Below are 23,263 nucleotides of genomic sequence, written 5' to 3'. Positions count from 1 at the left end.
TCGAAGATTATATAGATTACTATAACAATAAACGCTTACAAAGGAATCTCGGAATTTTAACACCAATGGAAAAACACAAAATTTACTTGCAAGCCGCATAAAAACTGCCAGCAGATAAATTTCTGCTGGCAAGAAAAATTTATATTTTTTCAATTGTCTACTTGACGGGGAGCGGTTCAATTTCCTGACAGCCCCTTTTGTAACTTTATGGTGTTTATAGTATTATATCAGATTTTATTCCCCCCCATTTCTGTGATAGTATCACATACTTTTCTTTTTTGCCTTGCGGACCAGTTTTCGGATCAGGACTACAATAAGAATAATAATTACAAGGAAGAGCAGGCAGATCAACACGATCATTACTGAGAATCTATTGGGATTTTTTACCAGATCAATAATATTTGTGCTGTCATCTACAACCTTACGGTTATGAGTGGCTGCATAATATTCCGGTACATTGGCAATTCCATCCCCGTCTGTATCTTCAAAGGACTTCATATATCTTGCAATGGCATCCCACGCCTTTAATTCTCTGCCGTCTTCCATGATTGCCTGGTCTTCCAGATTTTCAATGGGATTGCCGTCCTTGTCCTTTGGTTCAAGAGACAGCAGGCCATAGGACATTTTCATCACAGAGCCAAGCATTTGTCCTGTATACAAATCGGTCACAACATGATACAGCTTATCATCCTGGATTTCGATTCTTTCTCCGTCCTCTCTGGTCAGATAACAGTCCGTCACCTTGTTCAGAATCATTCGGTGAGGATTGTATGTAAAATTCAATCCGCTGCAATATAATCTTGCAGTTGTCATAAAATCTGAAACAGAAGCGTCTACTTCTGCTACCAGCTTCAATTCTTTTCCTGTCAGATATGCATTGATAAGAGGATATCCTGCTACACCGTCTTTTCCAATTCCCAGAGAAAACGAATTGTAAACATCTTCTACTGTAATATCACCTTTCGTGTATGTATCACGGACCGTTCCGCTTGGTACAACCGCTACGTCTACCGGATTTCCATCGTAATACTCTGAATTTTCCACAGCATATACGTACGCATCAGACATAATATCGCCAAGATTCAGTTCTTCATGCTTTGTGCCCATCTCTTCCAGACTGTTGAATTCAACATCGTTCTGAGCCAGAACCTCATCCCTGGTGTACCCAAAATCTGCAAGATAATTAGTGTCTACTGTATCCATTAATTTATCAATGCGTTTCTGTGTTTCCTGATCCGGCTTGATCTCATCAGACACAGGAATCAGCTCGTAGGAGGTCATTTCCCAACGTCCGTCCTCCTTCTGTGTCATCGAAAGTGATCCAAGATTTCTTCCATACTCACCGCAGGATACAATATATGTATTCCCATGCTTAATGGCTTCATTCAGCTCTGTATGGGAATGTCCACTGATGATCAGATCCAGATCCGACACCTTTTTTGCAAGAATTTCATCCTCTGACTTGTCCTCGTCCTCCCAGGTTCCTCCATGGGACACACATGCGATCATATCCACATTCTCGTTTTTCTTAATCTCAGTTACCGTCTGCTTTACTGCCTCTACCGGATCTTTAAACAGAAGTTCACATGTAGGCGCACATTCCAGGGCATCTTTTCCAAACACGCCAACCACAGCAATCCTTGTATCGCCCTTCTGAATTACCACATAATCCTTCACACCGTATGCTTCAAATGCTTCTTTGATCTGCTTCTGCCCATCATTTAAGCCATCTTTCTCCATAGCGTCCCAGTCCACATTGCACACTGCGATCTCCGGCACTGTCTCACTGGAATTTATGGCTGCCTTCAGCATATTTGCCAGTCCCTTTGACCGGTAGTCGTATTCATGATTTCCAAAAGTAGTCACATCATACCCCAGATATCCCAGCATTCGAAGCTCCGCTGCCTCCGTATCATATACGGTCTGGATCAATGTACCCATGGAAAAATCTCCGCCATCCAATACCAGGGTATCTGGATTGTCTTTCTTCTTTTCATCTATCAGGGTTTTTATTTTCGCAAAACCGCCAACTTCTTTTTGCTGTCCATCCACAATTGTTGAAAAGCTGTCCAGATGGGAATGTATATCATGGGTAAACAAAACGTCTACCTTTTTCGTCCCGGCTGCTGTCACAGGAATATCCAGTACAAGCAGAAGCAGTATTGCAATTGTTAATACAATTGACAAAATTCGTCTCCGTGTCTTCATAATTTCTCCTTTTTGTTCAAAAAATTTTCTTCTGATTTCTACAGCATTTCTTCTGCCAGCATCTCCTGATATCCGGCTGTCCTGAATTTTCTAATCAGCGCTGCCACGGGCTTTAACCTTTCATCCGTTACCCGTTCCAGTATCTTCAGCCGCTTCGGTGATATAACCTCTTCAGACCTGCACCTTTCATAGTCAGCAGCTTCCATATGCCAGTAATAAAATTCGCCCTTATAATACTGCGAAAGTTTCTGTGCGATCAACACACCTTCCGGATCCAGATCTCCTGCATAATAAACTCGGGTTTCGGATTTTGCAAATAAATCCAATGCTATCAACCCCGCCAGTCTTGGCTGACCGTTCATACACATATAGGCTTTTCCTTTTTGATCTGTTTCTTCTTTTCCACAAAGCATTGCAAAAATCGAAGGATTTTCCACAATATATATTTCGTTTCGGGGACAATGAAGTGACTCCCATTCTGTAAGCACTGCAAGAGGAACCTGTACAATGTGCTGTTCTTCTAAAAAGCCTGCCATACCTTTATGATAAGTTCCATCTTTTTTCACAGCCTGCACCTGATACATCATCGCATAATTGGAAACATCATCCAGCATAATCCCTGCCAGCAGATAACTTTTCTGACGTTTATACGCAGGAAATATTGCAGATGTCTCTACTGTAATTCCTCTTATTTCCAGATCCATCTGTATGATCTGGTATAAAAAATTCCCATCGGCTGTTCCAATATCAAACGCATGTGGATTACCTGTCAGCATAGCTGCAAATACGGCAAGATACATCTTTGTGTTGCGATATGGCAGATTGTTATAGATTTCTGCTCCAAACCGCAGCGTCCTGTCCCATTTGGCCAACTCCTGATTCCCATTGTCTTTCACAATGCTTCGCAACGATTCTAAGGCTGCCTCTGCAGGAGTTTCTTCATAGTCTCTCTGAAAAATCTCCCATATACGCTCTTTCTCCTGTTCCCGCAAGGATTTTTGCTCCTGTCTTCCAAGCAATGGCTCTTCGAAGAAATTCTCTAACAGGCATTCCGGCGTTATCTCTTTATATCTGCTTGTTTCCAGCGCCTGTCTGAATTTTTCTGCTGACACCGTTACACTTTTCTGACTGTGAAAAGATTTTCCGAAAAATCCTTCCAGCTCTTCAATATCTGTTGGTTTCAGATTCTTCAGAATTACTTTCCCACCAAACCTTCCGTAAGAAATATATTTCTCCCGGAAGCCTTTCAGAACCTTCTCCCAGACCGGGCTCAGGCGAAAATAAGCCAGACAGTCTTTCATTTTATTCTCAGATTTATACTCCTGCTGCCTGTCCAAGCTCTATTCCTCTCTGTTCTACTTCTTCCTCGTGTTCTAACAATTCTTTCCTGCAGCCATTCCATAAATAGGGCATAACAGTTACGAATTTCGCATTTCCCGGACGGATTAACTGATAAATTGCCAATGCATCCAACGTATCGCAATCTCCCCACAGAACCTGTGAGTTAATAATAAAATCAAACTGGAATTCTGTCATCAGACGGAACATATCACGAATATTCTTATTATCAACTCCGGCAAATGCCTCGTCCAGAGATATCAATCTCGGTGCATCTTCTCTTCCTCCCTGATACTTGGCCACAACTGCAGAAAACAGCGGTACATACATGGACATTGCTTTTTCCCCGCCACTGAAGGTTCCAAATACACTATTTGTCAGCTCCTTCTGACGTTCTCCGTTTTTCTGGGAAAACAGCTGAAATTCAAACCATTTACGGTAATCCAGCGTATCCTTCATGATCTGATAGAAGGATACCATTCCCGCACTGTCTTTCGCATTTCTTCGTGCCTCTGCCACTTTGGAACGGAAATGGGCAGACAATCTGGCTGCCTCATCTTCACTCATCAGCCGATAATCTTTCTTCAGTAATTCTACCAGTTCTTTCGTATCCAGCTGGTCTTCCTGTTCTGCAGTCTTACTTCGCCATCTAAGGCTAAGCTTTAATCCGCTGGATGTATTCATACCGTTCATCAGGGAATTCATCTTCTGTACCCATGTATTAGACCCGTTAATCTTTCCACGGATTTTTCTGCTTACCGTATTGGCAAGAATGTCTTCAAACAACTCCCGGTCTCCATCTTTGATCAGATTCTCAAGTTCTGTAATGTCTTCTTCAAGATGCAAAAGAAGACTGGCAAATGATATCTTTACGCCTTGATATCTGGCCGAAATATCCAGTCGTTTTGCAGGAAATTCCGTTTGTTCTTCTTCCGTAAACAACTCATTCTGCATTAAATGATAGTCTGTAAGAAAGCCTCTGTTTTCAAAATATACCTTATTCAGATCGCGGATCACACTGTCTTTATCCAGCGCTTTTACATCTGATTCCAGATAACTTCTGATATGTCCGGCATCTTCCGGTATCTCTTTGGGTATTTCCACATAATGCAAAGCCTTTTCCATATCATAGCATTCTGAAAAGTATTTCGTTTTCTTTTCATATTCTTCAATTTTCTTCTGGTTTTCGTCTAAGCGCAGTGTCAGTTGTCCCACTTCATCTTCTTCATGTGTCTGTCTGCTTACGCATACACGTAATTGCTCCGGATACTCCTGCAGCCAGTTAATACATGCATCAAGCCGTTCTTTAATTTCTTCGTAATCCGTCAGACGTAATTGTTCCTGGATGGAAGTCTGTTCTTCTGTTTTTCTCCTGATTTCTTTTTGAAGCTCCTGCAGATCATACCGTATCTGTTCCATATCTGCATCCAGATCTTCCAGATGTTCTTTTCGCTCTCTCAGATACATCAGACTTCTAAGATACATTTCGTGTGCGGCAATCAGGCTGATCAAATGCTTTCCATATTCCTCTGCTGCTTTTTTTGCTTCTTTAAATATATCATAAGAACAGGTCAGATATAGTGCTTCTGCAATTTCCAGTGCTTTCTTTTTCTTTTCTTTCAGTATCTCGGCCAGTTCACGGATCTGATATTCCAGTTTATCACTCTCTCGCTTCAGCTGTTCGCACTCTCGTTCCTCGGCCTGCAGCATCCGAAGTGCTTCTCTCATATCTGTGTCTTTCGGAAGATTCTCGTATTCTTTTCTGAGAATAACTTTTCTGTCAGACAGCTTTCTATGCAGTTCCTCCAGCTGCTGTAATGCGGTTTCCAACTCTGTGATTCTCTGTCTGCACTCTTCTATCTTTGCCTGTCTGTGTTTTTCACGGGCCTTTGTTCCAAGGAATCCTGCCTCATATTCTCCTGTTACAGTTCCGGCAAGCACTCCCATTCCGTAAGTTCCATCTTCTGCAACCGTAAACAAGCTCTCACTATCATATGCAATACTTCCGAGAATTCCGGTCAGACGCTGATTGGAAAATATGTCGTTCACTTCTTCATTCAGTTCCAATACATCTAACAGACTTCTGTCTGGCTGCAAATTCTTCTGACTGTTCTTGCAGACAAACAGATAGTGATCTTCACATCCTTTTTCTGTTTTCAGAACCTGCTCTTTGTATTGCTCATCTATTACCAGTGCATCCAGAATTCCCATCTTTAATAAAGCTTCTTCCAAACGGTTACAGGCTTCTTCTTCCAGATTATCTCCAAATTCTATGACCTTGTAAAATTCCTGATATGGAATTCCAAGAGCATCCAGTCTCTTACGGTTACGTATAACTGCCTCTGAGCGTTCCGGCTGTGGTTCTTTCTGATTCTCCCATTCAGCCAGATCAGCCCTTACTTCTTCCAATTCCTTTTTTGTATTCTGGCTCTCTGTATCATTTACCGAAAGTTCAGCTTCGATTTCCCCATTTTTCTTGATCCATACATCTGCAATCCTCTGACGAACTTCAGCAAAATCAGAAGATTCCTTATACGCATCTGCAAATATACTTAATTCTCTTAATAATTCTTTTTCTAATGCCAGCTCCTGGTTTGCACCGTTCCACTGATACAATGCTTCTTTCCATTCATTCTGTGTCTGCACAAATACAGATTCCAGTTCTGACACTTTTCTCTGAAGAGTATCCAGTTCACGAATCCGTCTTTCTCTTTCTTTTATCAGATCATCTTTCTGTCTTTCCAGGTGATCTGTCTCTGCCAGTATCTCTGTTCCCTCATTAATTTTTTCTTTTGTGTTATCAAATTGCTGCTGGTGTAAATTGAATTTGTATGGTTCTTCCGGATGTTTTTCCAGCTCTTCCTTCATAAATGCATGCTCTTCAAAGGCCATGGTATCAGCCTCATCCTGCATCTCTTCTATAAGCTCTTCCAGTTCTTTTTCTTTCTCATATTTCCTGTCTTCTTCTGTTTTGATCTGATTCTGTGCATCCTGATATTGAGTCTGTTTCTGCTCCAGGAATCTCTGTTTTTCCATTAGATTTTTTTGTTGTCCGTTTAATTCCGTAATCAGCTCCGCTTCTCTTCGCTTCAATGCTACAGCGTCACTTTTATTCAGAGATTCTTTTTCTTTCTCCATGGATTCACGTTTCGCATCCAACTCCTGATGTTCTATTTTCAGAGCTTCAATCTTCTTTTTGCATTCACACAGCTTTTTCTCCTGTTCTTTTTGCTGTGTCCTTGCATTTTCCAATTTTAGCCCAGCCTGTTCGCAGCGTTCTGCTTTTTCATATAATAATTTCTGATTATATTTTGAAAATACTGCCTGAATCTTTTCTGCTGCCTGTCTGGCTTCTTTCCTGTTTTTCAGATTCATGGTCATGGTATCCATATTTTCAATGGCTTCCGACATAGGACGTAGGTCATCATCAGACAGGGGCTGAAGGGAATCACTTAAAATATCATTGATTACAGATGGCTTAAAATCCTTGGAAAGCTTCGGTGTACGCAGCTGAATCAAAAGATCTATCATTTCCTTATATTCTTCTGTTGTCTCAAATCCAAAAATCTGGCGGTTCACATATTCCATATAATCAACCTGTCTGTCAATAACGCGGCCGCCATCCCCAATCCTGTTTTCCAGCTCTTTTTTGGAAAGTGTAACCTTTTCTCCTGAATCCTTGTATAAAAAGAAATCCTTACCGATACGTCTTCCATCGGTCAGGCTAAAATACCATTTGTCCAGATTCTTTCCTCTTCTTGCGCGGATACCCATTCCAATCGTTAAATATGTGTCACTGTTTTGTCTTTTAAGCTCCAGATACAAATAGCCAGTGCGTTCTTCACGTCCGTCATCTTCTTCCAGAAGATAGCTGCTCATCTTACGGTCCCTGGAACCGAAGGGATCCAGTCGTTCCGGACTCATATTTCCATCCAGAAGAAGAGGCACCACACTCTGCATGGTTACTGATTTTCCCGATCCATTTGAACCTCGAAGGAGCATTCTGCCCTTCACAAACGGGAATTCCTGTTCGTCATAATACCAGAAATTAATCAGTCCGATCTTATTTGCCTGCCATCTGCTATTCATCATTTCTTCCTCCCATATAATCCTCCGGATAGCTTCCCTGTATTTTTCCGGTGAGCGGACATATTTTTATATGATGAGCGAGTTCTTCTTTTCTTATGAACATCCACAACTCCATCTCATCCAACACACTTTTTACAAATTCCCCTTCCGGCATCTCGCGATAATTTTTCGAAAATCCACTTCCATATTCCTGTTTCATTTCTTTTATCATATTTTCAAATTCAATCTGATCTATAAGACAGGTTTCATCCAATCCGGTCTTCCATTGACCCTTCTCAATTTTCTTGCGTATTTCACGAAAACACAAAAGCAAAATATCGGATATGGAATTATTGCCGGGAAATACCGTTCCCATCCTGCAGTCGTCTCCGGATAGCAGATATGCACTTCCTTTATGAATGTGCACATGACAGTCAAATATCTGCTCCAGTTCTTCGCTTAATCTGCGTCCGTAATATTTCAGATATTCAAAATCCTCCGATGAGCCATCCGCTTTGTACATACCAGGTGCAAAAATCAGTCTTTTATAAACCCTGTGTCTTCTTGCAAAGCCTCGGTCTTCATCCACTTCAAACCAGTCACTTTCCTGAAAATCTTCCGGTTTCGTGTATTCCATAATGTCTTTTGAAAAGCTCTTCATAAAATACCTGGATGCCCCTGTATTTTCATAAAGCACTTCTCCTCCTTCATCGTCCATGAATGCCTCGTCTTTTCCATCTGTAACTCCAATAAGCCCCTGATCTGCTGCAAATCTCATTACACGAATCAGCTTTCTTCTGTTCGTATACAATGTCCAGTCAGAGATTTCCCCAGGCAGATTTGCTGTAATATATTCCGTCAGCTGTGATATGATAAACTGCTCCTGTGCATCTCTGTCTTCCAGAAACATCAGCAGAATACAGAGATATGCATATTCTTCTTTTGAGGAAAATTTCTGGATCCCCATAAAGCTTTCCGGTATCACCGGAATCTTCTCCATCTTTATCAGAAGTGAATTGTCAATGATCTGGCAGCCCATTTTCTCTGTAGTAAATTTACGCAGTTCTCCAAGGGCATCTCTTAATTTATAATAGGTTTCCTTATCTCTGGATTTTAATACCCATCTTTTATTTAACAGGATCTCCAGTTCCTTCATCACGTTTCCTCCTGAAATACAATTGACAAATCAGGCATAGTAAAATTACCATCCAGACAATGCACAACACAGGTCTCATCTGCCCGGCTTCTGTCTAATATGTATCTTCTTCCATCATCCGTTCTTGCAGAAAAATCCGCAGATTCCATGGCATCCGACAGCCATTTCAAAAGGATCTCTCTGATTCTTGGTTCCAGCACCGGTAATTCTCCAAAATGAATCCTTCCATTTACTTCCAACGCCTGCAATTTTTCCATTTCTTCTCTCTGTTTTTCCAGCATTTTACGTCTTGTTTCCTGCTTTTGCTCTGCTGATTCGCGGATCGCACTTCTTCTGGATTTCTCCCTGTATGTACGTATCCTTGGCTTTAAACTGATTTCCATGGGTTGTTCTTCGTATACTCCGATATTCATGCTATCCGTTTCACGTACCAGATCTCCGGCAATATGCTGCGGGCACTCCATGCCAAATACCATTGCAGACATTTTGTGAGCTTCTTCCATATCCTGGCATTTCAAAAATAATTCTGCCACCTTGCGGTATTCTTCTTTTCTGTTAGCCCCCAATGCATTCTTTTCACTTAACTGCGCTGCATATCTTGTGATCCTGCGAATAATGTCATTTGTCGCATCAAAAAGCTTTCCCGCTTCATTCTCCTGGCCTTCATTTCCTACGAACCAGTCATAGATACTTTGATAACGGCCCTTAACTTTCTGCCAGATCATTTCCTTCGATACTTCTACATCCATTCGCGGTATCGACAATTCATAATCAACTACTTTTTCAAATACCTGATTTTTCATCTCTTCCTTCTGCATGCATAAGCTTTCTTCTATCACACCTACATTTCTCTGTAATCCCTTAATAAAGCTGCGCAGATATTCGATCAACCGGTCTTTAAACACCAGAAACTGTTTCGTATGCATCATTTCTTCTGCCCGCACACTGTTCAAATCTCTGATATAGTCCTGATAATTCTGATTCAGGCGTACAAAATCATTATTCAGATCTGTCCACCAGGTATATACTTCATTTTTATCTCTTTCCACCATCTCCGGAAACCGTTCTATACCTCTTCGTATCCGCTCCAATAATGTGGGTTCTAGGGATGCACCTTCAATAAACAGGTTCTCAAGTCTAAGCACCAGACGTTCTATCTCTACACTATATTCTGTCATCTGATAGCGGTACTTTTTGTTCTTAAATTCTTCAATGGATGCCACCTTTTTCGTATCCTGGATCGTATTCAGATTCTTCCATTCTGTCAACATTGTGAGATCCTGCTGACACTGCTCTGGTCTGTAATCTGCAAAAAAAGGATCCTTCATCATTTCTTCGTAAACCTCTTCCTGATACAGCCAGTATTTCAGTTTCTCGTAATGCTCAAAAAAAATACGCATAATACAGCGATATCTGCTTACATTATCTGCATTTAAATATTTCGCTTCTGTTAGTGGTTTGATTAATTTATCTGATACCTGCATGAGGCCTCTCCTTCTTTTCATACATGGGGTTACTTATATATAATGTCGGGGGCAAAAGTCCCAGACTACCATACCTGCGGATTGTTTCACTGATTACATTGTACCAAGACGTTGTCCAGTCGACCAGTCCTAATCTGTAAAAGCTACTATTTTTTTGCACGAAAAGAGGCTGCAGGAATTCTATCCTACAGCCAATTTCGCTTTTTTGTTTATTTCACTTTTTTATTCAAACTCGCAAATAAAATCTTGTCACTATACACTTTTGTATAGGAATTATGGTTCTATCTGGTTTTATATGTGTTCCACTGTCCAAAGTTCCCAGACTGTACTGAACGGTGTTATCAATTTGTTATCACATCTCTGTTATCAATCAAAGATTCTCGTGATATCCTGATATCGGTTAACTACACGATAAATCTCTACATATTCGTTACCGACCTTGTAGATAATCACATAATCTTCCCATATCGCATATTTATAATCTGTCCGAAAGCTGACCCGTTTGGAGAGATCTGACCCCATTCCAGGAAACATCTGAAGGTTTTCAAATTTACCGTAAATTTCCTTTATGGTCTTTGCTGCATATTCTTCGTTATCTTCAGCAATATAATCCCGGATGTTTTTCAAATCCTTTGCAACAATCGGATTGATCCGCAGTTTTAACATCTTATTCCCCCACAAGTGCTTTCAGTTCATCCAGATCTAACCAACCTTCGCCATCTTTCACTGCTTCTTCAGCTTCCTGCAGCTTCAAGAGAAGCTTTTTCTCTGCACGGTCACGCTCATAATCTTCAATATCCATGACAACGAAACGTCCTCTGCCATTCTTAGTCAGATATACCGGTTCTCCTTTATGACAGTTTTTCAGGACTTCATTATAATTTCTCAAATCAGATACTGGTAAAATATTTGCCATATTCTTTCAGCTCCTTCCTTTGATTTAAATTGTTTCTGCTACTTCTATTATACACAAAAAGCTGTAAAATTCAACGTAAATTTTTACAGCTTAAAAGTGTTCTCATTCCGAATATTTTTATTATGGTAATATATCGCAGATTAACCAATTCACTTAAAATGTATCTACTTGCATTACTTAAACTGTTTTCCAATTAATCTATTATCGATATTTTCTATTTGAATCCATTGAGAAAAATAATCTTCTACACCTGTTGAATGATCAATCACAATAAGCGTCTTGCCTTTTTCTCTTATTCTATTTAAATAGTTTGCGACTGCATCAATTTCTATATTGCTTAAGCCTTTGAAGGGCTCGTCAACACCAATAACTTTTGCGGTTGATTTTGATGCTTTCATAATTTTTATTCGAATATTTTCTCCTCCAGACAATGTAGCAGTTGCTTGTCCAATCTGTAAATGACCTAACATAATTTCAGACGCAGTTATACACACTTTTGTAATCGACTTGTCGATATCCTCAAAAAAATCTATTGCCTCATCTAATGTCATCTTCCAAACATCAAAAATTGATTTGCCCTTAATTTTATATTTTTTAAGATTTTTGTTAAATCCTGTACCTTCACACTCTCTACATTCAACTCGCATACTCTGATGATAATCACCACCATATTCAATATATCCCGCCCCTAAACACACAGGACACATACCATCATTTCCAGTCAAGTTTGAAAAGAACTTCTTGTCCTTTTTGTGCTTCTTTGCGTACAATTCTGAGATTTTATTTGATAAATCTAACACAGTAGCCACACAAGAATTCTTATTTCCGAGAAGCGGTTTCTGATTTATATATAAATAACTATTGAAATACTGCGGGAAATATTCCCTTAACAAAGTAGATTTACCAACACCTGAATATCCAGTAATCAAATTCATACAATTTTCTGCTACTGCCAAATCAACCCCTTTATATTTATATATAGAACTATTTAACAATATTCTAATTTGTTTTTTTGCAACAACTGGAACGTATTTTTTTATATCTCGTTGTTTTTTTAAAAATGCATTGACGTCAACTAAATATCCACCTGCGTTACCGCCCTTTTCACCCAAAGCAATTATTTTATATATTAAGATCTTCCCCATTAAAGTAACAGACAAGAAAGCTCTGGACTATATCACGAATCCAGACAAGACTGATGAAAAACTGCTGGTTTCCAGTTTTGGCTGTTCCCCGGAAACTGCTGATCTCGAATTTTCCATGACTAGAGAAATGGCAAAAAAGAATGGAATGGACAAAGGTGATAACCTGGCATTTCATCTGATCCAGTCATTTAAACCTGGAGAAGTTGATGCCGAAACTGCCCATCGCTTAGGACAGCAATTTGCAGCCGAAGTACTGAAAGGAAAATATGAATACGTGATCAGTACCCATGTTGATAAAAAGCACATTCATAACCATATCATCTTCAACGCTGCAAGCTTTGTTGATCATCACAAGTATGTTTCCAATAAGCGGAGCTACCATAAACTCTGCAGAATCAGTAATCGTATCTGCCTGGAAAATGGACTTGCCACCAGTATGCCAACCGGAGAAAAAGGAAAAAGCTATAAAGAGAACATGGAATATCATCGTGGCACCAGTTGGAAAGCCAAGCTACGTGTTGCAGTTGATAAAGCAATCTGGACTTCCATCAACTATGAGGAATTTCTACAAAAAATGCAGTTAGCTGGATATGAAGTCCGGCAGGGAAAGCATCTTTCTTTCCGTGCACCGGAACAAAAAAATTTCACTTATATGAAATCTCTGGGAAGTTATTATACGGAAGAAAACGTCCGCATCCACTTAGCTAAAAATCGTAGCAAAGTGAAAACTCCAAAACATCTGTCCAGAGAAGCTCGCCTGTATATCAATATCTCCACGTATGTAACGACTGGCAATCGAGAAGGATTTGAACATTGGGCAAAACTCAATAATCTAAAAGAGGCAGCCCGCACCTTCAACTATCTTTCAGAAAATAACCTACTGAATTATGAGGATTTCAGGCAGCATGTTTCTGATGTTGATGCTTCTGTTAAAGCGGCTGATCAGAGAATAGCACACATCACCAGTGAGCTAAGCACGCAGAAAGTCATTCAGAAACACTGTGATTCTTACCGGCTCTGCCGTAAAGTGATAGAAGATTGCAAATCTGCAAAAAATCCAAAAGAATACCGTTCCAAGCATCTGGCAGAATACCAACTCCACGATTCACTAAAAAAAGAGCTTCAGGATCTCGGTGTTACTAAAATCCCTAGCTCTGAAAAAATCCAGAAGCGGATTGAAAATCTTGAATCTGAACAAGCTGCTACCGTCCGGGAAAAACAGAAATTACAGAAAAAGCAGAAAACACTGGATATCATTCAGCAAAATTTCTCTGTGCTGCTCGATGCTCCTGAAATCAATTCAGACTTACTTCCGGCAAAACGGGAACCTGTTTCTGTCACAAGAGATAAATAAGATTGCACTGACAACTCAATTATTCTCTTCCAAATCTTCCCAAGGTTTCAGACCCATTTCCTCCCAGGTGACACCATACGGTGCACCTCCGGAGGTATAACCGGCAATAACGAAAAATCTGTCATCTTGCAAGATTTCTTCTTTAGCCAGATTATCTCTTGTTTCTTGTTTCCGTCTTGCTCGCCTCTGCTGCTTCTTTTGTTTCGCAACAGCTGCTTTTTCTTCCGGCGTTTTCTTATGTTTTTTTGCCATAAGTGTTTCTATTATAATTCCATTCTGAATGTCTCTCAGGATACGTTCTTCATAACTCTTTTCACGCTTTTCAACAATTTTATAAAATTCTTCATATTCCGTTTTAGGAGCAAGCGATTGAACTGCCGTAAACAAACTTTTGCATATATCATTCATTTCAGTAGCATCCGGCATTCGCTGATTCTCAAGATAAAACTTCAAGTGCATTTTGTATGTTTTATCTGCTATTGCACTCTTCTGTTTTTGTTTTAAGTCTTTATAGCTTCTGTCGTTCCTCTGCATCTACAATTCCTCATCTGCCTTCTTTCTCCCGTGCCATCAAAAGCATTTTTTCAAAAGACTGAGCGAATCTTTCATCATCTTCCTCCGTCCGCTTCTTCGGTCCCTTGACATGACATTTACGGGAACTTCTTCTGGCTTTTTTACTCAGGTGACGTTCCATTAGCATCTGATCAATATTATCATCCGTGTACCATTTACCTGATTGATGAATAGCATAAGCACCTTTTCCCAATGCCATTGCAGCCACACCATAGTCCTGTGATACGACAATATCTCCTTTATGGCAGATACTAATCAGTTTATAATCTACTGCATCTGCTCCTGCACCGACAACAACAACTTTACTATAAGTCGATGACAGAACATGGTTTGTATCACACAACAACATTACCGGAACACTATTATCTTTTGCAATCTTTTCAATGATCGCAACCACTGGGCAGGCATCTGCATCAACAAATATTTGCATCTTTCTATTTCTCCTCTGAACCATTATAAGAATAAGCTCTGCTGTTCGTATTCTGCCTCTCGTTTTAGCTGAACCGGTACCTGATGCAGAATTTGCTCCATTTTCCTGTCATCGAACCAATCTTTCAGCTGTCCTTTTTCCAATATCAGCGGCATACGATCATGTACTTTTATCATAGATTCATTGGCTGCTGTAGTCATAATCACAAATCGTCGTTCATTCTCAAACCAATCACAGAAGCCAGCCATATACAATACTGGTGCATCATATCTGGAAAATGTATTTTTCTCTTTTAACCGATTCCATTCATAGAACCCACTTGCCGGTATCAAAATGCGGTGATAGAGGATTCCATTTCGAAAAGAAGGTTTATCCATAACAGATTCTGCTCTTGCATTTATAACCAGATTCTTTCCTTGTGACAATGGATATCCCCACTTGCAAACATCCAGTTTCAATCCATGTTCTGATTTTTCAATGATCGGTGCTACATTGGTTGGAAAGATATCTCCTGCAAAATGTTCCTGCCGGATCCGTTGGTCTATATCATGCACTACTTTTTCGATTTCATCTGCCATATCAGAATCAATATAATATCTACCACACATAATACTTCCTTCACTTATAGATTCTATTTCATCAAATATACATCATTTATTTCTAGGCACTTTAAACTCAGTTAATTTATAATTTTGAATCCACCCCATACATTCTTCACCATCTTCATTCTCCCAAATTATCTGTCGCCACTTTTTATATTTATCTATAATTCTAACAACTTTCCCTTCCTCAAGCTTTTCAATTACAATCGAATGGCAGTCATGCTTCAGTCGTACAATAGATTCTCTATTAACGATTCTATATTTAGTCGTATTTAGCTCCTTCGCATCATATCCCATTCCAACGATGTAATAATTATTGACTTGTTGTGTATAATTGTAATTATTTATCGTTGTTGCTGAAGAATTCGTAACTCCCAAAACAACTGATATAATCGTAATAATAAAGTTCAGCCATTCTCGTATTTCTTTAACATCTATCGTTCGTTTTTCTTCTATTGGCAAATTCTGCTTCTCTTTATTTATCGAAAGATTCGTTGCTCTTTCATATTCCGATGCAATAGTTTCTGACACCGTATCAATATCCCATTCTTCGGATTCTGAGAAAACTTGATCGGTAACTCTTCCCAATAAATTTATATGAGGCTTCTGGCATAATGGTGGAAGCCTAACACCATAAATTAACAACACCATATTGAAAAAACACTTGTGTCCTTTAATGTATTAACTGCGAAGAAAAACACAAAAGGAGTATTCACAAGTGGCTTCAGTTAATACATTATGCAAAAGTGTCCTTAATGTCAAGAACACAGTTATAAAAAATTGTAATCTTTACTCTGATAAGAATGGAGTTAAACATATTCGTATCCAAGCAAGACCTAATAAATGGCACGAGAACGACTGCCCATTCTGCCATAAATCATGCCCTGTTTATGATAAACATTCCAGTAGTATAATGCCGAGATATTACGAAGATAACTCGTAGAAAATGCAAAGTCCAGTCGCAAGTTTAGACACGATATTGCTCTTAACAGTCGTATAAAATCAACATTTGCAGGGATTTATCAAATTCCGACATACCGTCTTAGAAAATGAATAATCCCTCGCAATTCATTATGAACTACGAGGGACTGCTTACTGACTGTTAAAGCGGTAGCCGATCTCACGAACACTATCTATGGAAAAGTGAGAGTTTGTATCACAAAGTTTTTTACGAAGATTCCGAATGTGAAAGCCTACGGTATCCTTTTCATTGCCTGCTGATATTTCGCCCCACACCTTATCATAAATCTGCTCGTATGTAAGAACACGACCTTTATTGGCTGCGAGCAAGCAGAGTATATCGTACTCTTTGACGGTCAGTTCAATTTCCTGACCGTTATTGATAACTCTGCGCCGGCTCAAATTGATTTCTAAGCCGGAAAGGGATAATGTCGGCTCATATGAAATCTCTAATTTTTCAAAATCAGGGTGCTGTTTTACAAAAGCCAGCATATCGTCAAAGGCTGTTGAGTCTTGTGCTTTGAACTCCATTATTACGATTCGTCCGATATTATCACCCCCCTTGGTTAGTTTTTTTGTCTTGGACAACATAAGATTTATTGCGTGAGATAATACGATTCATCAATCGTTTTCAGAATAAAATTCACATCGTCATAACGAGAGGAATCGGACTGAGAGCCTAAACTGCATATCAAAAACTCTTTTCCGTGCTGCTGATAAAGCACAATCAAGTTATAGTCGTCAGACAGAGAGCCAGTCTTAATTCCGCATACATTTTCGTTGTAATATTCGGATGTCGGATCAAGGAAGGCGTTTGTATTCTGCCATATTTGTGTACTGCCATCAGGCAGTGTTGCCGTATAAGTGTTTTGAGATACAATTTCTCTAAACCACGAGTATTCCAACAACCGATATACTACTTCTTTCAAATCTAAAGTGGTGGTAAGTGCCTCCATATCAAAACCACTCGGATCATATAAAACTGTGTCTAAGTACCCCTGCTGTTGCAAATGCAGGTTTAAGTTCTCCATGAAAATCCTCACACGCTCTTGACAGCTTTCTGCTTGCGGCGAAAGTAATCCTCCACAATAATCAGCAACCACATAAGCTGCGTCATTCCCTGACGGTACTAACATTGCCGCAAATAGATTGTGTAAAAAGTATTCTTTTTCCTTGATTTGAGCAACAGACGAGCCAGGTTTCGTGAGTGAAATAGCACCATAGTCTGCAACAACGATACTATCAAGGTCTGCTAAAGTTGACGCATACTCAATAACAAACAGCTTGGCTAAACTTGCAGGAATTTGTGGCTCGTTCTCGTTTTTTGAAACAAATATTTCATCATCAGAACAATCCACCAAAATCAGCGATTTTGCATTATAAGAGTCAGGAAAATCTTCTTTGTAGAGAAAACCATTTATTTTATTCTTTACCTCTCTGAAATTTTCCGGCTGCATTGCCCACGGCACAAACATTATACCTATGCCGATACAAACTACAAGCAAAAACAAAAATACTCCAAATCGTTTTTTCTTACGGCGTTTTCTCTGCATATATGTGCTCACCTCCCAACACCAAAACTCCTATGTGCCATTTTTAATCGGCATAATTTGCCTGAATACACTCTGTAAATCCAGACGGATCTCCCAACTTAGCTTTATCAATATTATCACGAAGATATTTGCGTGTGGCGTCATCACAGCGATCTGTTCCCATATAAGGCATATCAAAGGCTTTTTCGAGTTCAGCTAAGGCTTTTGCCGCCCTTTCCGAATCCGTATTGTAAGTATCAAGCCATTCCTGCATCCAAGAATATTCCCAAAGGTTAGATGCTCTTGTATCGCCATATCCTATCTGAAAAGACGCTCCCGTATCTTCGCCTTCCAAAGCATCAGGCGGCGTAAAGCCCTCCGGCCAATTCAAACTCTCAATGGTCGTTAGGTATTCTTCTTCAATGGTAGCAAAGTCCGTGAAACCTCTTGTGTTTGTGTCGGAGTCCGAAGAAGTGGAGCAGCCTGCCAGCATAATCACCAGCAAAGAAATCATAACACACAATAACAGTCTGTACGGTCTTTCGGATTTTGAGATTGTTCGTTTCATTTTGTTTCCTCCTTGAATTGAGTTTTATTATCTAAGAGCCAATGCAGGCTCTAATTTTGCTGCTTTCAATGCTGGTAATAATCCGCCCAATAATGCTGTAAGCACAGACACAGCAACTGCAACAACAGCAACGCTGATTGGATAACTCGGTGTTCCCACCGGGGAATCCACAGGGAGCAACGCTCCAATACAATGCACCAAAATCAGCGAAATCAAAATAGCTGCAAGGCAAACGAATATTGATAAAATCAACTGTGAGCCTAAAACCAATGCCACAATATTTGTTCGTGAAGCACCTATCGCTCTGCGGATCAGCAACTCATGTGTGCGCTGTTCCAATGAAGATAGTCCGATATTGATCTGCCCTAATACGGAAACAAACAGCAACAAAAGCGAAGTAACCAAAAGCCCTAATTGCAGTATGGACAATACCGAATCATAGGTATCTCCAATATCACTCCGCCCAGCACTTTCCCAGTAACCGCCAATGGTATCAGTCAAAATGTCGCCAAGGGCAGAATGTATCTGTTCGATTGTCAGTCCTGTTGTGGGATGCCAATACACATTTGCATTTTGTACTTGCCACATTGCTGGTGCGAAATTGAGGATCGCCGCAGAATCCGCATAGATAGTCGGAAAATCCCTGCCATCGTTTACTACTCCGACAATATTGAATGGGGTTAACGAAAGTGTGCTTTTTACATTTCCTGCAGCATAGGGCGAATCATTAAAATAGTTTTTAGCTTCTTTGTTTATGACCACTTCAAGCGAGCCGCCCTCACTCGAAGGCTCTAACCATCTACCGGATGTCATTGGAAGATTATAGACTTGACTATATGCCTCCGTGGTGCAAACTAAATCAAAAGCCATCAGGTTTTGGTAAACATCATTCGGCGGTATTGGCGTTAAATCTTTCATTGGTGCAAATCGAATATCTTCTCCCATAGAAAAAGTAACAACGGCTACATCATCAATGGCTTCAAATCTCTGGAATAATTGTTCCATTTTATTTCTATCGTGAAAATCGGATTCCGTTATCACGAATGAGTAAGTAGGTGACCAGCCATATACCTGTGCGTTTACGGAAATCAAATACTCCCGTCCAAGCGTACCAACTAATACCGATCCAAGCATTGCGATAATGCCTACAAGCATTGAAACACTTGTCAGAATACTTCTAAGTGGAGACAGACGAAGGTCTTTAAGTATCATTTTTAGCACAAGTTATCCTCCCTCCATCCATTTCAAAAATCGTATCACAGGTATCTGCAATATCAGGATCGTGCGTAACCAACAGCAGCATAATTCCATTTTCTTTTACGACGCTGTGCAACAGTTCCATAATCTGCGTTCCCGTCTTTTTATCCAACGCTCCCGTAGGCTCATCACATAAAATGGCTTCCGGAGATACTGCAAGCGCCCTTGCGATTGCAACTCTTTGTTGTTCACCGCCGGACAAATTGATTGGGTAATCATTTTCCTTGCTTTCTAAGCCGACACTTTTTAGCAAGCCTGTAATTATCTCGTGACGCTGTTTGGCGGTAAACGACTTTTTGGCATAGAGTAGGGGTAATTCGATATTTTCCCATACCCGCAAGTGCTTAATCAGAGAGTAGTTCTGAAATACAAATCCGATATTATTGGCTCGCAGTATAGACAGATCACGGTCTTTCAAAGCAGAAATAGATATACCATCATAAAGGTACTCGCCCTCATATTCCCGATTTAACAAGCCAATAATGGATATAAGGCTTGTTTTGCCTGAGCCGGACTTTCCGACAATGGCATAACTGCGCCCTCGTTGCAATTCCATATTAGCGTTGGTTACTGTTGTCAGCATATCGCCATTATTCAATTTGACGCTTGCTTTCAAATCCTTTATTTTGATTAAAGTCTTTTCGGAAATTCCTTTCATTTTATCAAATCCCCCTCGGATCAAGGTTTGGCGGAGTAGCAGAAACTACATCGCCCTCCTCTAAGCCGGACAGTATTTCTATATTGGCTCCGTCTGTCACACCCAATGTCACTTTTGTTTCCACTCTTTCTCCATTCGGAGTAATTACAGTAACCAATCCCGTCCCTTGTCTACCCGCTATTACCGACAGCGGCAATATAAGGACATCATTTCTCGTTGTCGCCGTTATGACTACCGTTGCACTTTGCCCCGATTTCACATCGACTGTTTGACTGATCAAGCATTGCAGAATGCCCTCTTGCGGCACGATTCCCGTAAACGCATTTTCATCTGCGGCAGGCGACACCACGGCAATCATATCGGTTGGTCCTACACCATCATATACTTGAAATTTTGCTTTCAACTCTGCATACTCCGGTAAGGTACTCAAAAAATTATCTGCCTCTACATTGAGGGCAAATCCTGTATAATGCACTATCGCTACGGGATAATTACTCGGTACGCTTTCATTGGATGGGGCAATAGAGGTAATTGTACCATCCACCGGAGATTTCAATTCTTTGCCGTTCACAGTTCCAATAATTTGCCCGGCAGTGATTTTTTCTTCTAATTCTACCGCTGTATTAAATATGCCATTTTCGGGTGAGAAAATAATAAACGGTACTGCCGGAACAATAGTCGTTTGCGTTGAAACGGTTGGAGTAATTGTCCCTCGTACAACTGATACCGTTTTTTCTGCGGATGTTGCGCTATCTGTAAGATTGTTTTCGTCTGTCTGCCCAATTGCAGAGCAGGCAGATAGCGTAAATACAAGAAACAAAATAGAACATAGCAGCATTTGTTTTCTTAGCAACTTCATCATTCCTCCTTATGCTGTATCACAAAAAATACGAGCCTCTATCTTGATACTTTTATTGTACCAAAACAGAAGCCCGTATTTTCTTGATTGCTCGTAAGATATTCCTCTTTTTTTCTATGCAAATTCTTACAATTTTCCTACGCCAACGGCAAAGTAATTGAAAACTTGTTTTGATCCTCTTGGCTCTCTGCAACGATTGTACCATTGTGTAGTTCAACAATCTGCTTTGCAATCGCCAAACCTAATCCAGCTCCTCCACTGCTTGTACTTCTCGCTGCGTCAAGCCGATAAAACTGCTCGAAAATCCTGTTTAACTTTTCTTCCGGCAGAGTATCGCCGTGGTTACAAAAAATAATGCTGACCGTATCTTCCTGACATTGTGCGCTGATCGCGATATCCGTATTTTCAAAACTGTAGATAACCGCATTTCTCAAAAGGTTATCAAAAACACGCTGAATTTTGTCTGCGTCACATCGAAGCATTATATCATCATCAACACAAAGATTACATTGCAAATTCTTTGATTTGAGCATAGGCTTAAATTCATATACAAGTTGCTCCAGCAGGCGAGTTAAATTGATTTTCGTGTATTGTAATGTAATATCGTATATATTGAATCGTGTTATCTCGAAAAACTCGTTAATCAGATCCTCTAACCGTTCTGCCTTACCAAGAGTGATTGAAAGGTACTTTTCTCGAAGTTCCTTTGAGATTTGCGACTCATCACGCAGTAAAGTAAGATACCCGATTACAGAAGAAAGCGGTGTTTTCAAATCGTGTGCAAGATACATAATCAGGTCATTTTTTCGCTGCTCATTTTCTTTTGCAAGCCTTGCATTACTTTCAGCCTCTTGTTTTAACTGATTGATGTTAGCGGCGATTTCACTCAACTCCGGGGACATTTCAATGTAACTGACATTCTGATCGAACATTTTTCCTGTCGCAGCCTGTACCTCGTACACATAGGCGACTACTTTTTTCAAAAGTAGGTATGTCATGTATATAATACAGCCACCCCACACGATTACAGCCACTATATAAAGATATACTGTTCTGTAATACAAGTAATAATACAAAACATACTTGCGGAGAATTTCCTCTGCCATAATTCCTAAAAGAAAAGTACCGCCAAAAATAAGCACAGAGCAAATCGCACATTGAATTACATACCCTTTGAACAAGGTAGAGAGCAGATAGTTTTTTTCTTTTTTATTCAATTTCATACCCTACCCCCCAAACAGTTTTAATGAACTTCGGATTTTTTGAAGGTTCATTCAATTTTTCCCGAAGCCGCCCAATGTGCGCCATTACCGTATTGTTACTGTTGCGAAGATACTTTTCTTTCCACACGGCTTCAAATAATTCCTCCGAGGCGACAACTTTACCCTGATGTTCGCACAGATACCACAGAATAGAAAACTCCAACGGAGTCAAGGCTATTTCTTTGCCATACAAGTAGCACTTGTGGCTGACTCTGTTTATCAGTAGACCTCTGATGTCATACTCGTCTTTTTCTTCGGATTGGCTCAAATTAGGACTGTTATAGCTCTGATAACGCCTTAATTGCGTCTTTACTCTTGCCACAACCTCTAAAGGATTAAACGGTTTCGTTATATAATCATCCGCACCAATCGTAAGCCCCATAATCTTGTCGCTATCCTCAATTTTGGCGGTAAGCATAATAATAGGGAAGTAAAACTTTTCCCGAATTTTTTGGCAAAGTCGAAAACCATCAATATCCGGCAGCATAATATCAAGTATCGCTAAATCAATCTGCGACTGTTTGATACATTTCATCGCCTCTAACCCATTATAACATTTATATACTGAATAACCATCGTTACTCAAATACACTTCAAGCAGATCAACGATTTCTTTTTCGTCATCCACAATTAAAATCTTCTTGTTCATTGATCCTACACCTCATTTTCGGGTACGGCTTCCATTATGTCGCCAAAATCACACTCTAAGTATTCGCATATATTCAACAGCACGGGAAGGGTAACATTTTCATTTTTTCCGAGTTTCGCAAATGTACTTTTGCTTGCCCCGACCGCTTCTCGTAATTGACTCTTTTTCATTCCCTTGTCAATCAGAAGTTTCCAAAGTTTGTTGTACCGTACTTTCATTTCCGCACCTCCACCCAAATATAGTT

General features: G+C 40.0%; 23 protein-coding genes. 2 read left to right on the top strand and 21 right to left on the bottom strand.

The window, feature by feature from the left end:
* On the top strand, positions 1 to 101 hold a 101-nt coding region (locus AB5Z12_RS14465; RefSeq protein WP_368368692.1), incomplete at its 5' end, for an IS3 family transposase.
* A gap of 160 nt (positions 102 to 261) precedes the next feature.
* On the opposite strand, the gene AB5Z12_RS14460 is transcribed toward AB5Z12_RS14465, so the two are convergent.
* The 8 genes from AB5Z12_RS14460 to AB5Z12_RS14425 form a co-directional block, all read right to left on the bottom strand.
* On the bottom strand, positions 262 to 2,208 hold the full coding sequence (locus AB5Z12_RS14460) for a bifunctional UDP-sugar hydrolase/5'-nucleotidase (protein WP_368357325.1): 1,947 nt from the start codon (positions 2,206 to 2,208) through the stop codon (positions 262 to 264).
* A gap of 38 nt (positions 2,209 to 2,246) precedes the next feature.
* Complete coding sequence (locus AB5Z12_RS14455; RefSeq protein ID WP_148462139.1) at positions 2,247 to 3,545, bottom strand: TIGR02679 domain-containing protein; 1,299 nt, start codon at positions 3,543 to 3,545, stop codon at positions 2,247 to 2,249.
* Positions 3,523 to 7,638, bottom strand: coding sequence for a TIGR02680 family protein (locus AB5Z12_RS14450; RefSeq protein WP_243271347.1), 4,116 nt, complete (start codon positions 7,636 to 7,638; stop codon positions 3,523 to 3,525). The genes AB5Z12_RS14455 and AB5Z12_RS14450 overlap by 23 nt, the downstream gene beginning before the upstream one ends.
* Positions 7,628 to 8,770, bottom strand: coding sequence for a TIGR02678 family protein (locus AB5Z12_RS14445; protein ID WP_148462138.1), 1,143 nt, complete (start codon positions 8,768 to 8,770; stop codon positions 7,628 to 7,630). Before AB5Z12_RS14445 ends, AB5Z12_RS14450 begins: the two co-directional genes overlap by 11 nt.
* On the bottom strand, positions 8,770 to 10,254 hold the full coding sequence (locus AB5Z12_RS14440; protein WP_173735012.1) for a TIGR02677 family protein: 1,485 nt from the start codon (positions 10,252 to 10,254) through the stop codon (positions 8,770 to 8,772). The genes AB5Z12_RS14445 and AB5Z12_RS14440 overlap by 1 nt, the downstream gene beginning before the upstream one ends.
* Positions 10,255 to 10,620: 366 nt before the next feature.
* Positions 10,621 to 10,920, bottom strand: a complete 300-nt coding sequence (locus tag AB5Z12_RS14435) for a type II toxin-antitoxin system RelE/ParE family toxin (protein WP_019163197.1) — start codon at positions 10,918 to 10,920, stop codon at positions 10,621 to 10,623.
* Position 10,921: 1 nt separating this feature from the next.
* On the bottom strand, positions 10,922 to 11,170 hold the full coding sequence (locus AB5Z12_RS14430) for a type II toxin-antitoxin system prevent-host-death family antitoxin (protein ID WP_021905858.1): 249 nt from the start codon (positions 11,168 to 11,170) through the stop codon (positions 10,922 to 10,924).
* 173 nt (positions 11,171 to 11,343) lie between these two features.
* On the bottom strand, positions 11,344 to 12,105 hold the full coding sequence (locus AB5Z12_RS14425) for an ATP-binding cassette domain-containing protein (RefSeq protein ID WP_178090622.1): 762 nt from the start codon (positions 12,103 to 12,105) through the stop codon (positions 11,344 to 11,346).
* Here AB5Z12_RS14425 and AB5Z12_RS14420 point away from each other — a divergent pair.
* Positions 12,032 to 13,669 (top strand): relaxase/mobilization nuclease domain-containing protein, encoded by a 1,638-nt coding sequence (locus tag AB5Z12_RS14420; RefSeq protein WP_368357324.1) that lies wholly within the window; start codon positions 12,032 to 12,034, stop codon positions 13,667 to 13,669. The two genes, AB5Z12_RS14425 and AB5Z12_RS14420, sit on opposite strands and share 74 nt — an antisense overlap.
* A gap of 15 nt (positions 13,670 to 13,684) precedes the next feature.
* Here the strand turns inward: AB5Z12_RS14420 and AB5Z12_RS14415 are convergent, their stop codons facing one another.
* From AB5Z12_RS14415 to AB5Z12_RS14355, 13 genes are all read right to left on the bottom strand, one after another.
* Positions 13,685 to 14,128 (bottom strand): hypothetical protein, encoded by a 444-nt coding sequence (locus AB5Z12_RS14415; RefSeq protein WP_368368691.1) that lies wholly within the window; start codon positions 14,126 to 14,128, stop codon positions 13,685 to 13,687.
* A gap of 85 nt (positions 14,129 to 14,213) precedes the next feature.
* Complete coding sequence (locus AB5Z12_RS14410; protein WP_015514506.1) at positions 14,214 to 14,672, bottom strand: YaiI/YqxD family protein; 459 nt, start codon at positions 14,670 to 14,672, stop codon at positions 14,214 to 14,216.
* A gap of 23 nt (positions 14,673 to 14,695) precedes the next feature.
* On the bottom strand, positions 14,696 to 15,280 hold the full coding sequence (locus AB5Z12_RS14405) for an SOS response-associated peptidase (RefSeq protein WP_012744277.1): 585 nt from the start codon (positions 15,278 to 15,280) through the stop codon (positions 14,696 to 14,698).
* A gap of 42 nt (positions 15,281 to 15,322) precedes the next feature.
* On the bottom strand, positions 15,323 to 15,925 hold the full coding sequence (locus AB5Z12_RS14400) for a hypothetical protein (RefSeq protein ID WP_012744278.1): 603 nt from the start codon (positions 15,923 to 15,925) through the stop codon (positions 15,323 to 15,325).
* A gap of 441 nt (positions 15,926 to 16,366) precedes the next feature.
* Positions 16,367 to 16,765 (bottom strand): winged helix-turn-helix domain-containing protein, encoded by a 399-nt coding sequence (locus tag AB5Z12_RS14395; protein ID WP_015514508.1) that lies wholly within the window; start codon positions 16,763 to 16,765, stop codon positions 16,367 to 16,369.
* A gap of 65 nt (positions 16,766 to 16,830) precedes the next feature.
* Positions 16,831 to 17,787, bottom strand: a complete 957-nt coding sequence (locus AB5Z12_RS14390; protein ID WP_012744280.1) for a D-alanyl-D-alanine carboxypeptidase family protein — start codon at positions 17,785 to 17,787, stop codon at positions 16,831 to 16,833.
* A 43-nt stretch (positions 17,788 to 17,830) separates the two neighbouring features.
* The gene (locus AB5Z12_RS14385) at positions 17,831 to 18,334 is read right to left on the bottom strand and encodes a hypothetical protein (RefSeq protein ID WP_015514509.1); all 504 of its coding nucleotides are present in this window, start codon (positions 18,332 to 18,334) and stop codon (positions 17,831 to 17,833) included.
* A 27-nt stretch (positions 18,335 to 18,361) separates the two neighbouring features.
* The gene (locus AB5Z12_RS14380; protein WP_368357327.1) at positions 18,362 to 19,546 is read right to left on the bottom strand and encodes an ABC transporter permease; all 1,185 of its coding nucleotides are present in this window, start codon (positions 19,544 to 19,546) and stop codon (positions 18,362 to 18,364) included.
* Positions 19,536 to 20,249, bottom strand: coding sequence for an ABC transporter ATP-binding protein (locus tag AB5Z12_RS14375; RefSeq protein WP_004853372.1), 714 nt, complete (start codon positions 20,247 to 20,249; stop codon positions 19,536 to 19,538). Before AB5Z12_RS14375 ends, AB5Z12_RS14380 begins: the two co-directional genes overlap by 11 nt.
* Positions 20,250 to 20,253: 4 nt before the next feature.
* Positions 20,254 to 21,102, bottom strand: a complete 849-nt coding sequence (locus AB5Z12_RS14370) for a hypothetical protein (protein ID WP_330386414.1) — start codon at positions 21,100 to 21,102, stop codon at positions 20,254 to 20,256.
* A gap of 143 nt (positions 21,103 to 21,245) precedes the next feature.
* Positions 21,246 to 22,331 (bottom strand): HAMP domain-containing sensor histidine kinase, encoded by a 1,086-nt coding sequence (locus AB5Z12_RS14365; protein ID WP_148462135.1) that lies wholly within the window; start codon positions 22,329 to 22,331, stop codon positions 21,246 to 21,248.
* Complete coding sequence (gene vanR / locus AB5Z12_RS14360) at positions 22,318 to 23,019, bottom strand: VanR-ABDEGLN family response regulator transcription factor (protein WP_004853366.1); 702 nt, start codon at positions 23,017 to 23,019, stop codon at positions 22,318 to 22,320. The genes AB5Z12_RS14365 and vanR overlap by 14 nt, the downstream gene beginning before the upstream one ends.
* A gap of 5 nt (positions 23,020 to 23,024) precedes the next feature.
* Positions 23,025 to 23,237, bottom strand: a complete 213-nt coding sequence (locus tag AB5Z12_RS14355; RefSeq protein WP_008703822.1) for a helix-turn-helix transcriptional regulator — start codon at positions 23,235 to 23,237, stop codon at positions 23,025 to 23,027.
* Positions 23,238 to 23,263: the final 26 nt, after the last annotated feature.

It is taken from the genome of Ruminococcus sp. RTP21358st1_G6_RTP21358_211008 (genome assembly GCF_040908885.1).
Taxonomy (GTDB): Bacteria; Bacillota; Clostridia; order Lachnospirales; family Lachnospiraceae; genus Blautia_A; species Blautia_A faecis.
The sequence above is the reverse complement of the archived record's forward strand: the minus strand, read 5'-3'. Positions and strand labels throughout refer to the sequence as shown.

Coding starts and splice junctions, on each gene's coding strand:
- AB5Z12_RS14460 (WP_368357325.1), bottom strand. CDS start 2,208: ATGAAGACACGGAGACGAATTTTGTCAATTGTATTAACAATTGCAATA.
- AB5Z12_RS14450 (WP_243271347.1), bottom strand. CDS start 7,638: ATGATGAATAGCAGATGGCAGGCAAATAAGATCGGACTGATTAATTTC.
- AB5Z12_RS14445 (WP_148462138.1), bottom strand. CDS start 8,770: ATGAAGGAACTGGAGATCCTGTTAAATAAAAGATGGGTATTAAAATCC.
- AB5Z12_RS14440 (WP_173735012.1), bottom strand. CDS start 10,254: ATGCAGGTATCAGATAAATTAATCAAACCACTAACAGAAGCGAAATAT.
- AB5Z12_RS14435 (WP_019163197.1), bottom strand. CDS start 10,920: ATGTTAAAACTGCGGATCAATCCGATTGTTGCAAAGGATTTGAAAAAC.
- AB5Z12_RS14430 (WP_021905858.1), bottom strand. CDS start 11,170: ATGGCAAATATTTTACCAGTATCTGATTTGAGAAATTATAATGAAGTC.
- AB5Z12_RS14425 (WP_178090622.1), bottom strand. CDS start 12,105: ATGAATTTGATTACTGGATATTCAGGTGTTGGTAAATCTACTTTGTTA.
- AB5Z12_RS14415 (WP_368368691.1), bottom strand. CDS start 14,128: ATGCACTTGAAGTTTTATCTTGAGAATCAGCGAATGCCGGATGCTACT.
- AB5Z12_RS14410 (WP_015514506.1), bottom strand. CDS start 14,672: ATGCAAATATTTGTTGATGCAGATGCCTGCCCAGTGGTTGCGATCATT.
- AB5Z12_RS14405 (WP_012744277.1), bottom strand. CDS start 15,280: ATGTGTGGTAGATATTATATTGATTCTGATATGGCAGATGAAATCGAA.
- AB5Z12_RS14400 (WP_012744278.1), bottom strand. CDS start 15,925: ATGGTGTTGTTAATTTATGGTGTTAGGCTTCCACCATTATGCCAGAAG.
- AB5Z12_RS14395 (WP_015514508.1), bottom strand. CDS start 16,765: ATGGAGTTCAAAGCACAAGACTCAACAGCCTTTGACGATATGCTGGCT.
- AB5Z12_RS14390 (WP_012744280.1), bottom strand. CDS start 17,787: ATGCAGAGAAAACGCCGTAAGAAAAAACGATTTGGAGTATTTTTGTTT.
- AB5Z12_RS14385 (WP_015514509.1), bottom strand. CDS start 18,334: ATGAAACGAACAATCTCAAAATCCGAAAGACCGTACAGACTGTTATTG.
- AB5Z12_RS14380 (WP_368357327.1), bottom strand. CDS start 19,546: ATGATACTTAAAGACCTTCGTCTGTCTCCACTTAGAAGTATTCTGACA.
- AB5Z12_RS14375 (WP_004853372.1), bottom strand. CDS start 20,249: ATGAAAGGAATTTCCGAAAAGACTTTAATCAAAATAAAGGATTTGAAA.
- AB5Z12_RS14365 (WP_148462135.1), bottom strand. CDS start 22,331: ATGAAATTGAATAAAAAAGAAAAAAACTATCTGCTCTCTACCTTGTTC.
- vanR (WP_004853366.1), bottom strand. CDS start 23,019: ATGAACAAGAAGATTTTAATTGTGGATGACGAAAAAGAAATCGTTGAT.
- AB5Z12_RS14355 (WP_008703822.1), bottom strand. CDS start 23,237: ATGAAAGTACGGTACAACAAACTTTGGAAACTTCTGATTGACAAGGGA.